This window comes from Bradyrhizobium sp. RT6a, assembly GCF_040547675.1.
Classification (GTDB): domain Bacteria; phylum Pseudomonadota; class Alphaproteobacteria; order Rhizobiales; family Xanthobacteraceae; genus Bradyrhizobium.
The window spans coordinates 1-13,902 of the sequence record NZ_JBEPQC010000020.1; the positions used below are offsets into that span (position 1 = coordinate 1).

The 13,902-nt window shown below is 60.9% G+C and carries 12 protein-coding genes and 1 tRNA gene; 9 read left to right on the forward strand and 4 right to left on the reverse strand.

All coding sequences use genetic code 11. The features are described 5' to 3' along the window. Positions 1–288 precede the first annotated feature (288 nt). The gene (gene chpT, locus ABIC03_RS38875) at positions 289–942 is read right to left on the reverse strand and encodes a histidine phosphotransferase ChpT (protein WP_354066159.1); all 654 of its coding nucleotides are present in this window, start codon (positions 940–942) and stop codon (positions 289–291) included. Between the two features lie 171 nt (positions 943–1,113). Between chpT and ABIC03_RS38880 the strand changes: the two genes are divergently transcribed. Further along, on the forward strand, positions 1,114–1,941 hold the full coding sequence (locus ABIC03_RS38880; protein WP_354066161.1) for a 3'(2'),5'-bisphosphate nucleotidase CysQ family protein: 828 nt from the start codon (positions 1,114–1,116) through the stop codon (positions 1,939–1,941). A gap of 13 nt (positions 1,942–1,954) precedes the next feature. On the opposite strand, the gene ABIC03_RS38885 is transcribed toward ABIC03_RS38880, so the two are convergent. After that, the gene (locus tag ABIC03_RS38885) at positions 1,955–2,440 is read right to left on the reverse strand and encodes a YHS domain-containing (seleno)protein (protein WP_354066163.1); all 486 of its coding nucleotides are present in this window, start codon (positions 2,438–2,440) and stop codon (positions 1,955–1,957) included. A 139-nt stretch (positions 2,441–2,579) separates the two neighbouring features. Between ABIC03_RS38885 and ABIC03_RS38890 the strand changes: the two genes are divergently transcribed. The 5 genes from ABIC03_RS38890 (at position 2,580) to ABIC03_RS38910 (ending at position 8,542) form a co-directional block, all read left to right on the forward strand. Beyond that, complete coding sequence (locus ABIC03_RS38890) at positions 2,580–3,185, forward strand: DUF1134 domain-containing protein (RefSeq protein ID WP_007606270.1); 606 nt, start codon at positions 2,580–2,582, stop codon at positions 3,183–3,185. 119 nt (positions 3,186–3,304) lie between these two features. Continuing rightward, positions 3,305–4,603 (forward strand): coiled-coil domain-containing protein, encoded by a 1,299-nt coding sequence (locus ABIC03_RS38895; protein ID WP_354066166.1) that lies wholly within the window; start codon positions 3,305–3,307, stop codon positions 4,601–4,603. 156 nt (positions 4,604–4,759) lie between these two features. Continuing rightward, a tRNA-Val gene (locus ABIC03_RS38900) sits at positions 4,760–4,834 on the forward strand. Positions 4,835–6,841: 2,007 nt separating this feature from the next. Continuing rightward, positions 6,842–7,147: a hypothetical protein gene (locus ABIC03_RS38905; RefSeq protein WP_354066168.1), complete on the forward strand. Its 306-nt coding sequence runs from the start codon at positions 6,842–6,844 to the stop codon at positions 7,145–7,147. A gap of 1,095 nt (positions 7,148–8,242) precedes the next feature. Beyond that, the gene (locus ABIC03_RS38910; RefSeq protein WP_354066170.1) at positions 8,243–8,542 is read left to right on the forward strand and encodes a PIN domain-containing protein; all 300 of its coding nucleotides are present in this window, start codon (positions 8,243–8,245) and stop codon (positions 8,540–8,542) included. Positions 8,543–9,196: 654 nt separating this feature from the next. Here ABIC03_RS38910 and ABIC03_RS38915 read toward each other — a convergent pair. Continuing rightward, the gene (locus ABIC03_RS38915; protein WP_354066172.1) at positions 9,197–9,487 is read right to left on the reverse strand and encodes an ABC transporter substrate binding protein; all 291 of its coding nucleotides are present in this window, start codon (positions 9,485–9,487) and stop codon (positions 9,197–9,199) included. Then, positions 9,423–10,175, reverse strand: a complete 753-nt coding sequence (locus ABIC03_RS38920; RefSeq protein ID WP_354066174.1) for an ABC transporter substrate-binding protein — start codon at positions 10,173–10,175, stop codon at positions 9,423–9,425. Before ABIC03_RS38920 ends, ABIC03_RS38915 begins: the two co-directional genes overlap by 65 nt. Positions 10,176–12,498: 2,323 nt before the next feature. On the opposite strand from ABIC03_RS38920, the gene ABIC03_RS38925 reads away from it, so the two are divergent. Genes ABIC03_RS38925 through ABIC03_RS38935 form a run of 3 tightly spaced genes read left to right on the forward strand, consistent with a single transcriptional unit; the run spans position 12,499 to position 13,246 of the window. Continuing rightward, complete coding sequence (locus ABIC03_RS38925; protein ID WP_354066175.1) at positions 12,499–12,762, forward strand: hypothetical protein; 264 nt, start codon at positions 12,499–12,501, stop codon at positions 12,760–12,762. Between the two features lie 26 nt (positions 12,763–12,788). Further along, a complete protein-coding gene (locus ABIC03_RS38930; RefSeq protein ID WP_354066177.1) occupies positions 12,789–13,022 on the forward strand; it encodes a hypothetical protein in 234 nt (77 codons plus the stop codon). A gap of 2 nt (positions 13,023–13,024) precedes the next feature. After that, positions 13,025–13,246 carry a hypothetical protein gene (locus ABIC03_RS38935; RefSeq protein WP_354066179.1) on the forward strand — a complete coding sequence of 74 codons (222 nt, stop codon included), beginning with the start codon at positions 13,025–13,027 and terminating at the stop codon, positions 13,244–13,246. Positions 13,247–13,902 lie beyond the last annotated feature (656 nt).

Genomic DNA, 13,902 nt, shown 5'->3' on the forward strand with positions numbered 1-13,902 from the left:
GTTCGGCTCCTGCTCGAACTTCACCAGCTGATTGTCCACGGTGTCCAGGCTCTCGCTGGTTTCCGTCAAAAACTCCCGCAACAGATCATCCATGAAAACAGGCCTTCATACAGGGAGGGCGCGCACAAGACGTGATGCGCCAATTCGGAATGGGGCCAGCTTCACCGCAAAGCGTTTAATATTGGTTGAGTATGTGGAAAAGAACGGAATCAACAAAGAGATAAGGCGCTCCGGACAAGCCGAAGCGCCTCGTAAAGATTTAATTAACGTTTGAGAGCGGCGGCGTATCTACGACGCGATAATGGTGATGGCCTCGCCTTCGTGCGCGAGCCGCACGGTCAGCCCGCAAGCCTCTGCCAACAGCCGCGTATAATAAGGCTGGATCGCGTGCGCATCCGCGGCCGGGCCGCGCTCGCCGCTCAGGAGCTCGGCGATGTTCTGCGGCAGGCGCGCATTATGTCCGGTCGCGGTGATGCGGAAACTCATCGTCTCGCCCTCGCCGATCGGATCGATCGTCAGCGTGCCGCCGCGCGGGATCGTGTGCTGCGAAACAACCAGCATGTTGAGCAACAGCTTGACGCGATTCTTCGGCAGCAAGATCCGCGGCAGATTCCAGGTGATCGAGCACTTGCCGTCCTCGATGTGGCCGCGCGCCATAGTCTGGGCGTCGCCGAGATCGATCTGCGCGCCGGACGAGCCGGCCGCACCAAAGGCGAGGCGGCAGAACTGGAGGCGGGCGGAGGCGGTCTTCGCGCTCTTGCGAATCAGGTCGAGTGCGAACTCGCGGTCGTCGGGCTTGGGATCGTCGTCGAGCACTTCGAGCCCATTGACGATGGCGCCGACAGGGCTGATGAGATCGTGGCAGACCCGCGAGCACAGCAGCGCAGCGAGTTCGAGCGCATCTGGAGCGGTGGCGGTAGCGGGTGACGAAGCGTCAGACATAAAGGGTTCCTGGAATTGCACGGCGCGGACGCGGCGAATCAAGCATGCTTGACGAATGCTGCTGGTTCTAACATTCGCAAGCCCGTGGCAGCTAGCTTGCGATCGGTTCGAAGCGGCCCTAATGCCGCGGCGAATCACTGGACCAAGGAAGGAATTGCCGATGAATGAGGCATGCAGGTGAAGCGGATCATCGACGGCGCGGCCGCCTCCCAACTGATGGAGCCGCTCACCGCGCTGGTGGTGAAGGCCGGCGAAGCCATCCTCGCGGTCAACCGCACGGCGATGCGGGTCGACGGCAAGCAGGACGGCTCGCCGGTGACCGAGGCCGACCTTGCCGCCGACCGCATCATCGCGGACGGGCTGGCCCAGCTTGCGGGCGACATCCCGACGCTCTCGGAAGAGCGGACCCAGCTCGCCTCGCCGCCATTCCGCGACAGCTTCTTCCTGATCGACCCGCTCGACGGCACCAAGGAGTTCGTCGCCGGGCGCGACGAGTTCACCGTCAACCTTGCCCTCGTGACATCGGGCGTGCCGCTGCTGGGCATTGTCAGCGCGCCCGCACTCGGGCTGCTCTGGCGCGGCATCGTCGGCCGCGGCGCCGAGCGGGTCAGGTTTGACGGCGCGACCATCGGCGCTGCCGAGCCGATCCAGACCCGCAAGCTGCCGCCCCTCGGCGAGCCCTGGATCGCCGCGGTGAGCCGTTCGCATGGGGATCCCAGAACCGAGGCGTTCATCGATCACCGCGCCAACGCAGTCAGGAAGACGGTCGGCTCGGCCGTGAAATTCGGCCGGATCGCGGAAGGCAGTGCCGACATCTATCCCCGCTTCGGGCCCACCTGTGAATGGGACGTCGGGGCCGGCTACGCGGTCGTGACCGCGGCCGGCGGCAGCGTGACCGACGGCAAGGGCGGCGCGCTCCGCTTCGGCGAGCGGAACGACGCCGGCTTCATCATCCCGGAGTTCATCGCCTGGGGTGACCCGCAGGCGGCAAGACTCTGAAATCGTAAAGACGCTACTGGCTAAGCTTGTCCTGGAGGGCCGGCCAGCGCTTGCCCACCTCATAGAGGAAGCGCTCGGGATTGGCGGCGAAGGCGTCGCGATTGGCTTCCCGGCTGAACAGATAGAGCCGCTGCGCCACGATCGTGAAGAAACGGGGGTTGGCCGCGATGGTGACGCCGCGGGCGATATCGACCGGATCGTAGCCGCCGAACTGCGGCCCGTAGACTTCGGGATGGGCCAGGAAAGAGGCCCGGTTGCCCTCGTTCCGAAAGCGCCAGACTGCGGCCCACAGGTTCGCCTCGAACTCGGCCGTCCCCTGCACGGCCGCGCCATCGACGAAATAGGCCACGGGGTCGAAGCCCTCGATCGCCACGCCGCTGAAGCGGTTGACGACGATCCGCTCAGTGGTGGCCGCTTGCGCCGGCAACCCCATGCAGAGGATCCAAATGCCCGACAGCATGCAGACCAGAAGGCCGATCAAGGCAATTCCGGGGCGCAAAGGGCTGGCTTCCTGCCGTTGTGCCGTCATAGTTGCTGCGGATAACATCCGAGTCGAGGGGACATCCGGCGCAACCTAGAGCCGCGCCTGTTGGCGCCAGGTTAAGGAAGCGACCGGATTCGATACCAGGGGTTCTTTTATGACTTTCGCATCACGCCTTGCCGCAGTCGCGCTTGCCGCGATGGTCGGGTGGATCATTCCGGCTTCCGCCCAGCAGCCGCCGCCGCCCGATTTGCCGCCGCCGCAGCGGACCCCGACGCCCAGCACCTATGGGCCGGACGAACTCGTGAACGCCGGCCACCGCTTCTTCGGCAACGTCTCGCGCGGTCTCGCCTCGATCATCGAGAAGGCGGTCAGCCAATGGGGCCTGCCCAACGGCTATATCCTCGGTGAGGAAGGGTCCGGCGCTTTCGTCGCCGGCCTGCGCTACGGCGAAGGCACGCTCTACACCAAGAACGCCGGTGACCTCAGAGTCTACTGGCAGGGTCCCTCGCTCGGCTTCGACTGGGGTGGCGACGGCGCGCGGACCATGACGCTGGTCTATAATCTGCCCGCCACCAACGCGATCTACCAGCGCTTCGCCGGCCTCGACGGCTCGGCCTACATCATCGGCGGCTTCGGCATGACGGCGCTCACCGCCAACAACATCGTGCTGGTGCCGATCCGCTCGGGCCTCGGCCTGCGGCTGGGAGCCAATATCGGCTATTTGAAATTTACCCCGCGCGCGACCTGGAACCCGTTCTAGCGTCCCGCTTTCCCCTCCGGCGACGGATCAAGGTTAACGACATGTCGGGGCTGGCTTTTTGCCGGCCCCGCATGCAATGTCCTTGGTAAATTTTTCCTTAGCTTTGGGAGTTCTGGCCCATGGTCGAACCGATCATGTACCTGGCGATCGGTTTCCTGCTCTCGATGCTGTGCGGTCTTGCGATCGTGCCGCTGGTGCATAACCGCGCCGTGCGCCTGACCACGCGCCGGCTCGAGGCCGCCACGCCCCTGTCGATGGCCGAGATCCAGGCCGACAAGGACCAGCTCCGCGCCGAATTCGCCATGTCGGCGCGACGGCTTGAGATGAGCGTCGACCAGCTCAAGAACAAGACCACGAGCCAGCTCGCCGAGCTCGGCAAGAAGAGCGACGCCATCAACCGCATGAAGATCGAGCTCGGCGAGAAGAACGCCACGATCTTCGCGCTCGAGGCGCGCGAGAAGGCGGTGAAGGAGCAGCTCCGCGCCACCGAAGAGGAATTCAACACCAAGACCGCAGCCCTGCGCGCCGCCGAGCTCGCGCTGACGGACAAGCAGGGCGAGCTCGCAAAGATCAATTCCGAACTGTCCGACCGTTCGATGATGGCGGAGAGCCGCCAGGTCGAGCTGGTTGTGGTACGTGCGCAGATCGAGGAGCTGAAGAACCGCGTCGGCGACGCCGAAAAGGAATTTGCCGCGACGCAGGCGCGGCTGGCGCAGGAGCGTACCGAGTCCGAGACCGCCTCCCGCGAGCTCGGCGACGCCCGCGGCCGCGTCGAGAATCTGAGCCAGCGCGTCACCGACCTCGATCGCCAGCTCATCGTGCAGGTGAAAGAGGCCGAGATGCTGTCGGGTCGCGTCGGCGATCTCGAAGCCCGCCTCGCCACGCAGGGCAAGCTGCTCGCCGAGCGCGACTACGAGAACAACCAGCTCCGCCAGGCCAACGAGGGCAACGAGCGCACCATCAAGGAGCTGCGCGTCGAGATCGCGGCCTTGAGCGGCGGCAAATCGTCGGCCGCGATGGACTCGATCCGCGCGGAAAAGGCCGCGCTGGAGGAGCAGCTCCGTACCGCCCGCGACGAGCGCGCCAAGCTGCAGCGCGACATCAACGCGATCCAGCAACAGGCCGAGAGCTCCTGGGCGACCGAGCGGATGGAGAACGCGCTGCTGCGCGAGCGCATCAACGACATCGCCGCCGAGGTGGCCAAGCTCGCGATGCAGCTCGAAGGCCCGAACTCGCCGATCGAGGCCCTGCTTGCGGCCGAGGCCGGCCAGCCGCCGAGGCCGGCGCCGCGCCCGGCCAATGACGCCGCGACCAACGGCACGACCGCAGGCACCCTGCCCGAAGGCGGCGGAACACTGGCCGAACGCATCCGCGCGCTCCAGGCCCACGCCTCCCGCGCCCGGCAGCAGGGCGCGTAAGCGGCCGTAAAACGGTCTCACGGCCGCATTGCGGGGGCGGCGGAAGGTTTTCCGGCCCGGCAGCGCCTCGAAACTTGACACCTTCGGCCCGCACTTCTAAATCGCGGGCTCCAAAGCGCCGGCGGCCGAAACTCGGGTCGCCTGCATGATGGTTTCGGGTGCATAGCTCAGCGGGAGAGCGTTCCCTTCACACGGGAGAGGTCCAAGGTTCGATCCCTTGTGCGCCCACCATTAGCCCCGAATTTACAGTAACTTAGCGACTTGCTTCCCCTACATTGTGCCCCGAAAAGTCTGGGGCACAACCGGGGCACGCTGCAAAAAAGATCATCCCTCTACCTTCGCCCGCCGCTCCCATCCCGACGGCAAATCAAGAAAGCTCGTTGATCCTTCACCACGAGATCCGCGCGTCGCGCGACCTTTGGGCACGAGTTTCGTTGGGCGCTCGATAGGCGCGAGCACGTTGTGCTCGAGGCAACCTTCGCCGAGGTACCACCCGAGGAAGGTATTGTGCTTCCGTTGATGCTCTGCGCTTGCCGGACTTGGTCGTGTTGTATGAGTTGCCGCCGCGTCAGCTCGGCAATGGCGAGCTCGAAATGGTTCTCGAGACACGTCGCCAGATCAGATAGTGCTGGTTTCCAGTGACGACCCGCCGTCCGGTGAGGGACACCACATAGGGCCGCCTTCAATCATCAGGTTGCCAGCTCATGCACTGCTTCTCCGCCAGCTGTTGCGGTTCAGCCTCGCGCCCGACTTGGTTCGGATCGCTCCTCTTGCCTACCTTGTTGGCGGCGATGGTGACTACTACGACGAGACCCCTGTGGCAACATTGTAAAGTGCTAAGGACCAATGGAGCCGGGAGTTCGCTTTCGGCATCATGCAAACAGGCATTTTTTTTGCCGCTCGTCCCAACGTTCCTATTCCCTGCGACGTGAAAACGTTGCACTGGCGCAACAGCTCTTGATGTTCCGCTTCGGAACAGATGCATTTGGACTCAACCTCCGATCCAAGTTCTGGAATCATCGCCCCTAACCGGGGCTGGAAGTGCTTATTCCGTAAACAATCAATTTTCCCGGATAGACCGCAGGATCCACCCAGATCCTGCGGTCCTTTTCATGTTAGCGCCGCGTGGGTTTGCGAAACGGGTGCCCCCAGGGACGGAAAAACGGGCGGCCGCAGGGAACGGAGGAGTCCTAACGCCTAGGCCTGCTGGATGGCCTCGCGGGGTTGTGCCAAAAATCGCGATCGGCCCCAGCGTGGCGCGAACCAGAAGCATTGGATCCAAGGGAAGCACTTGCCACAGCGACCTGATCGTTGTCAGGGCGCTTGTAAACTGCTTCACACCTCCGTCACTGTTAGCCTGCTAGGCTTCCTCCGGTGGAATTTCAGAGGGCAGGCTGAATAACGCCGCAAGGACGCTCTATTTCGAGCCACGCGGCGTAAGCTTGAGTGACCAGATCGTAGCCGGCGAGGCCGCTGATCCGGCGAGACGTGGGGAAGCAGCGAGCGAGCCTTCGAAGTGCATGAAAGAGGCCAGTGTGAGATGCCGACGAGAGAAGCTGAGCAATCGGCTCGAACACAAGCTTGTCACGACAACGTCCAACGGTACCGCCGGTTGTTGCGAACGCGCCTGACCGAATTTGAGCGCAAGTTTATCGAGAAGCGCTTAAGCGAAGAGCAATCGGAGCTGGAGCGATTAGCCAACGCTCCTGCGAATGAACTTCAATCGGACCGCCCGGCCTGCCCGGATATTTAGTAGCCTATTTTTCATTGCTGACTGGGCGCAGATCAGCTCAGTTGTCTTGTGCAAGCCCCTGCGTCTCTCCTCCCAGCATGAAGAACCAAGCTCCTCACCGCGTCGGTGACGAACGCAAGCTTTATGGCATCCAGGGGCGGAACGACTTGATGTACAAGCCGCAAGTTTTTCCCGGACCGCGTCGGTCCCGCTAGGCAAAAGAAACCTGCCCTGGCCTAACCAGGGCTAATACGTTTTGTGCCGTACCTCTTTCGTCCCCGGGTTAGAGCGGCATCAATGCAGCCCGCGTACCTTGAGCACAATTCCAGATCAGCGCTTCACATATTGAGCCCACCTTCGGCGGCTCTTTGCGCGCCGCGCCAGTGGATTGGTGAGTTTGGCTGTCTCTTTTCTAGTGCGTAATCAGCGTATTTTTTCTGGCTTTTCCTGCACGGGAGCTTCAGACTTCCTGGCATTAAGAACTCAATTCGTTCGGGGAAGTGGTGATGGCAAAACCTGCTGTTACTCGCGATGCTTTTCGTGGGTTGTTTGCTTTTTATGCGGCCAAGGCTCACCACGACAAAGAGCCTGACGGAGAACGATCTCTGTTGAAGCTGTTTGGCTCGAGCCAAGACATTCCCGAGAATTTGCTTGAGCTTTGGTCGGATCGCACCGAGGTGCTCGGGCCCGAAATCGTGGGCAACATAATCGGCCCCTGCGCCCAGCAGGTCACCAGCGGCACGGCACACTATGACCATGCCAGCGACTTTCTCCATGCGCTCCTCAGAGAGATGGACCGTCGCAAGCACTAAGAACGCAGATCCGAACCGCAATTTGCTGGCGAACGAAATAGTCAGAGGTTGTTCTTCGTCTTCTTAACTCATGTCCGTGCTGCTCTATGCGATAGTAGGGACAATGTTGATCCACTCAGCCGTCCATGGGTGCGCCGTCTGTTTCCGCTGTCCCGTCCCATTACCGAACTGGAAAACACGATCTTGGTAGCGATGATGCGTGTTCGGCTTCCTGCTGGCTCTTCTCGGCCCGCGGCTGACTTGGAGATGGCTAAGCCCGGTGATCATCCTAGGTGGAGACCTTTTCGCTTTCGGTCTGGCATCGATCAACGCCGCCAGGCCCCACGCGATCCGCGCCGCATCGAGGCGCCGGGCCTGCCAGCGACGCTGGCCAGTTTTGCCAGGCCAGAGAGCTTGTCAGTTCAGCCCGTGCATTGCGTTCGATATTTTATCGTGCTGACTTGACCTTGCGAGACGCAGCGCTCACTCCGCTGCTGGCTCCCATCGACCGATGCGCAATGTGAACCGGTTCTCTCTTCGGTATGAGATCACCGATGCAGGGCGCGAGCACTTCGTGAAGAATGAGCCCTCGGAACTCTCGCGGTCAGATGTCATCGAATTGGGATGTTGCAGATTTGTCTCCCTTGCTCGTCTGCGACAGATTGCGCCTCGGGCAGTGAGCGCGCCAGCCTGATGGCCTCGTCTCCGCGTCGGTCTCGCCGGGCAAGTCGTGTACGCCGTGATCCGAGACAATGTGACTATCGACCAGCTTAAAATGGAATTTGGGCATAATGCTCGCGCTGCAATTTCTCTGCCAGAGCGCGGCTCTCCGGAAGTCGCTGTTTGCACAAAAAGAATGTGATGGAGAGCTGGAACGGCTGCGATCACCAACAGATTACTTTGGCGAGATCCCCCCGCTTGTCGCGCGCCCCTAGCAGATAGCCAAAGGTCCCGGACTCGCACAATCCGCGCTCGTGAGGGATAGCCAAAGCTGGCGATCTCGAATGCCATTCGTCTCGCAACGGAGCGGGCGATGTCGCTCTTCATGGCGCCAATCTCTAAGCGACGGCGAAAACTCTTGGCTTCGACATCGATTACAAGCGCCTGCTGAAGGAATTGCAGAGCCGCGGGACGCTGCTGAGAGCGTTCTACTACACAGCGATCATCGAGGATCAGGAATGTTCCTCGATCCGTTCGCTGATCGACTGGCTCGAACGGCTACACCGGCGTCACCAAGGCGACCCAAGAATTTATCGACGCCCGGACGCCGCAAGGTCGAGGGCAACATGGATACGAGCTTGCGGTCGATGCCATGGAGCTCGCCGAGCACATCGACCAAATGGTGCTGTTCTCGGACGACACGACTTCCGCTCCCTGGTCGAGGCTGTGCAGCGCCGCGGCGTGCGGTCACCGTGATCTCCACGATCGCCAGCCAGCCGCCGATGATCGTTGGCGAGCTGCGCCGCCAGGCCGACGTCTTCACCGACCTCGTCGAGTTGCAGCCCAAGCTTGGCGGCGATCGTCCGAGCGCCCCGCCCCGCGCGATCGTGAAGCGCCTGGACCATGCAGAAATTCCTGCAAGAGCAGAAGGGAGACGACCCTCACGACAAAACGCTAAGGCGGCGCACGCATCGACGAATTTTGGCAGACGAGTTCAACCGACATCATCGAGACCACGCCGCCGACGACGCGCCGAGAGCAACTCCTAGATAAGGCTATACAAGGCGCATCGGGTTTTCCCCTCCGACACGGCAACTATAGATTCGTAGTTATGGCCCGGCGGACGAAGCTAGGCACATTGCGTTTAGAGCTTAGGAACCCGCCAAACGGTCGCTGTTTGATATTTTCCGGGGCTTCAGGCGTTCCACGCCGCCTATGCGATAGGGTTTCTTGGCATCCGATTGGCGCGCCGCTACGTGGTGCCATGCCTGAAGCGGCTGAAAGGCAAATCCAGCAGAGCACGGGACAATGGGCACGAGATCGCCATCCGCCGCTTCATGGCGGCGCCCTAGCAGAGCCAAAGGCCTATGACACCATCGGGAAAAGGTGGGGCGCCAAAGCGGGCCATCATCATTCCAACACAACGTCGGATGTAATGAGAAGAGATGCGGGTACCGGGAGGTTAAGTGCTCTCGCCACCTTCAGATTTACAACCTGTTTGATACGTGTGGGCTGCTCGACGGGGACGTAGGCAGGCTTGGTCCCTTTGAGGATTTTGTCGACTAGTGCCGCTGACAGCCGGAAGAACTCCACGAAGTCCGGGCCATAGGTCATGAGAAGGCCATACGGGACCATTTCAGCAATGAAAGACATGGTGGGGATTTTGTTGTTCAGCGCGGCTTGCCCGACGCGCGCGCTCATTAAAAAACATCGATCCTCCGACCAGCGCCGCCCCAAACCCTTCTGCGGCGAGCCGTGCAAACGTTGGCTCGATGGCGTCGGGCCCAGCAACCGGCACATCTGCGAACGCGATCCCCCGCGCTTGAGCAGTGCTCCGCGCACCGGCCGGCTGTATGGAATTGGGATCGCTTGGATCCATGAGAAAAGCCAAACGAGTGAGCGTCGGGATTGCCTCTTTCAGGATAGCCACTCTCTTACCGGAAAGATCCTCCGACATCAGCGAGAGCCCCGTCATAGTGCTGCCGGGCCGGGCAAGGCTTTCGACTAAATGCAAACCGACGGGATCGGCGGCCAAGACGAAAACCACCGGAATGGAGTTGTTCAGTTGTTTGAGGGCCATCGTTCCTCGGATCGTCACCGACACAATCACGTCGACCTTACTGTCGACCAGCTCCTGGGCAAACTGCCGGAACTTTTCGATCTGCTCCGCTGGATACCGATGCAAGAACTCGGCTGTGCTGCCATCGACATAGCCAAGGTCCCGGAAAGCCTGCATCAAGACGGTGAAGTATTCCCGCTCCTGCTCTTCGCCGGCTGCGTGCCAAAGAACCCCCACTCGCGGAACCTTGCGGCGGCCCTGCGATCGAGCTGCGGTGATCGGCATCGCAAGACCGAGGCCTAAAAACTGAACAAATCGTCTGCGTTCCACTGTCTGCTCCCTCTTGCGCGGCGGCTGCGCCGCTAATGATGCTAGGCCGTCCCGCCAGCGGCGCAAAGGACGGCGTCGGTGGCCGCGGATCACAACGGCATGGCCTTTTCCGCTTCGGAGAATACGGCAGCTTCCGCCCGTGCACCATAACGCCGGTAATCATGCTCGGCGTAACGTCCCCTGGTTTGCAGGCGAGGCTAGACAGGGCTCTCGAGCGATTGCTGGCCGCGCGCGGATGCAGCTTTCAAGGTGCAGCTGAGGAGCCAAGCCGCCACCCATCGGAAGCTGGCGCTCTGCGTGCCGAGAGTGACCTGCCGGCGCCAAGCCCCGCTGCGGGCGCTGGGGGAAAGGCAGGGTAGCTGCCTTGAGCTCTTCCATTGCCCAATCGCGGCAGAGACCGCAGCCTGCAGTTCATTATCGGCGCGGCCTGGCATCGAGGGTCCTTCCAGTATGTCCCGCATGCAGCTGCGCCGCGAGCAACGGAATTTTATCGGGCGCCTTTTAGACGGCAAGACGTCGAGCACGTGGTCATCACGCTATGGTCGCACCTGATGCAGGCGTTGACGCATTGATCGAAAGTCTTCGGGTCAAGTGTTGAGTGCAATATCGCAGCGCAAGCAGCTGTCGAACCCGTAGCGTCATCTTCGCGCGAAATGAGTATGGCGATCCCGCGCATCAGACCTCGTCTTGGACGTCTAATTGCTGTGGCTGAGTACCCCGATCAACATTCGCTGAGAGCTCAAAGCAATTGGCTTCGATAGCTTCGCGTGCGTGCCAGCGGGCGCGGCTTGATATTTGCCAGATCGCCCAAGTGGCGGAGCGGCCCCGGGGACCCCAAGAGCCCCCTGAAGCCGGGGCCGTCTCTCCGCCGATCCGTACTCTCCGAGCGGAACGTTGGGCGTATTGCCGAGTTTTCCCGATGCCCTACTCAAAGGGCGCTCGCTAGCCGCAGCTCGCTCCGACCCCAACTGAGCTGGGGCCTTTTTGCTTTTGAGATTAGGCGTCTTCTGGGGTCGCCGAACTGGATGTAGGTCCAGGCCCCTTGGCAGCTTGGTCCGGGAGCCCTTTGCATCGCAGAGAAATGCGAAGTTGATGCGCCTTTACAGCAATAGCTGATGGGCCTCGTTCCAATTCAGCGGCAATCTTTTCACGGGAATGCTTCCCGGCCATCGCTTTAAGCTTCTGAATGTCGTCCGAGGTCCAGCGGCGGACAAAATGCGACATCTTCCCACCTCGATAAAATATGAATTCCCCGCAAGGCAAATAGAAAAGGCGAAAAGTCACCACGGATCAAGGGCTTTCGTTCTTGGCTTCTGCACGAAACCATATGCCCCCAGGCGAAATCGCCCTGAAAACTGACGCGGCAAGTGGCGACATCGAACGCGGGACCGTGATGACCGGTCTCCAGTACAGCGCGCACCGAACGGTTGACTACGACCTGCTAACGCCAGCAAGGTCACATACCGCCCGCGACCGCTGCCGGCCTCAACAAGTACGGTGCGATGCAAAACACGATCTCGGCGTACATCATGCTTTTTGGTCTAGTCCTGGCACTTATTGGCGCGTGGCTAACATGGGGAGGCTGGAGCACGCTCGTCGTTGCAGGTGGCGCTCTGTTCGCATTCGGACTGGCGTCCATCGACAGAAGCAGAGAGATTCCTGGAGTGAGAGCCCGGATTTACTTTCGGATCTGCAGACCCATGTCGCGCGCTACGCGTTCGACCGATGAGACGTATCTTTCCAACGCCTTGGCAATTTCGCCCCGGCGCGCGCCCTCGCGGGCTAGCTTAAACAAAAGTTGCACCTCTGCCTCAGTCCACCTCTTGGGCTTTTCGCTTCTCGTCATTTCACGCATGTCTCTGCTATTCTGGCGCGCTGGCTCAAGACAAGTTGGTCATCCCCAACGGGAGAAGCCCGCCAGGTACGTTAGCTAGCGGGCTAGAGGCTACTGGTCTCCAGATCCTTGCTGCTTGCTGCCCCTCATGCTGCTGATCCCGCGTGAGGGTCACTACTACTAACTGCCAGTAGCCCAGCCCATTCGATTTCAGTGGAAGCATGAGCCGCAAGCATCAAGCAGATCCGCTCGATACGCTGGAACTCCTTAATGTCTCGGTTCATCGCGAATCGCTCCGTGCTTTCGATCTTAGCCCTATGCTGCAGATTCGATGGTTAATGCTCACTTCGCCTAAGGGCAAGCCGAGCCAAACAGATGCGTCCTCAATGATCCATGCCGCAAACCAATATCCATGAATCATTTAGAAAAACATGCCGGCTGTTCCCGATCCGTAACTGATCGTAAACGGTGCGATGGCAACAAACGGCCATGGAAACTGAACGCCCGCTTGAAACGGTACGTCAAGACATCGGCCGGCAGGAAAAGCGCAGGCCGCTTTTTAATCAGTATCACCGGCAAATGCTCGATCCTCTTCGTGACCGCGATTGGGTGCCTTCTTCGGAGCTTCCCGAACACCCCGGAACAACGCTCGCTCTTTTACGAAACGGATGGATGGAGCGACGCTCAACCGGCGAAGGTGTCGAATATCGTATGACCGAAGCCGGTCTGGCAGAACTTAGCCGACCCCGATAACCCGCAAACCGGTTGGAGCGACGAACGTGTCAAAGGCCATAGAGTTGATCGTCGCTGGCTACGTGAAGGTGCGGGACCGACGCGCGCTAGCCGACTTGCTGGAGCATCGGCGCAAGGTGCTCGCCCAGCTGGAAGCCGTGTCGGGCATCAACCCAGAAAACGCGACCAAAGCGATCCAAGAGGAATTGGCGGTGATCGAAGCCGGCCTCGAAGCACTTAAGCCTCCGCCCGGTTCGCTGCCTGAGAACGAGTGGAGCTAGCGATGCGCGTTAACAAGATCAATTGGGACAAAATCGGCCGGGTAACGGAGCCGGGTCGATACAAGTGCTTCTTCGGATATCTAACCGTCACTTCAGAGGACATTGAGGTGTGGACGCGCTACCCCGATGCGACATTCACCTTGCTCGCCCGGCCGACGACTGACCAATCGTTGGGCGAAGATTACGGTCTAGGCGCGTTTGATATCGGCAGTCCTCAACAGTAGGACGGTGCGCCGTCGTCGCCTGCGGCACAGCCGCGACGGGTGTTGTCTCCATGAGGCTCGCGATCGGCGATTTCTCGCGGGTCGTGAACGGAACCTGTAGCGGCCAAAGACGCGAAGCATTTGGCGAGGCTCGCGCACTCACAGCTCACGATGCATCTCGAAGATTCGCAGCTGTTACTCAGTCAGAAATTCCGAACGCAGGCCGAGACGTTCCTTCTTGGGCATTCACCGGCAAGTACATTGCGGTACCGCTTCTCGGTCGCCGAATTAATCCTGCGACGAGATCAAGCTTAACTTGAAGATTTGATTGCAGCGGCGCATCGGAGGCTTCGGGCACCGGACATTGCCCCCGTCCGGGTTCGCCCAGTAGCGGCGGTAAATCCTTGGTCTGTCAACTTCTTAGAACCCCGCTCAGGCTTGGCGGCTTTTGTTCCTAGTCCGGGGAAATTTGCTGTGTTTCCCATTAGGCGCCCCTGACCGGCATCGACGTAAGCCTGATCCGCCGCGACCCGATCCCGGCGCAGCGCACTGAGCTGATCGCGAAGCGGAAGGCGGCATATGGTACGCCTACGCCGAAGGCCGCCTGATTGACGCGTGCGCGCGGGCACGGCGAGCTATATGTGATGCCGTTGGGTGAAGGTCAGGCGGCTTGCTGA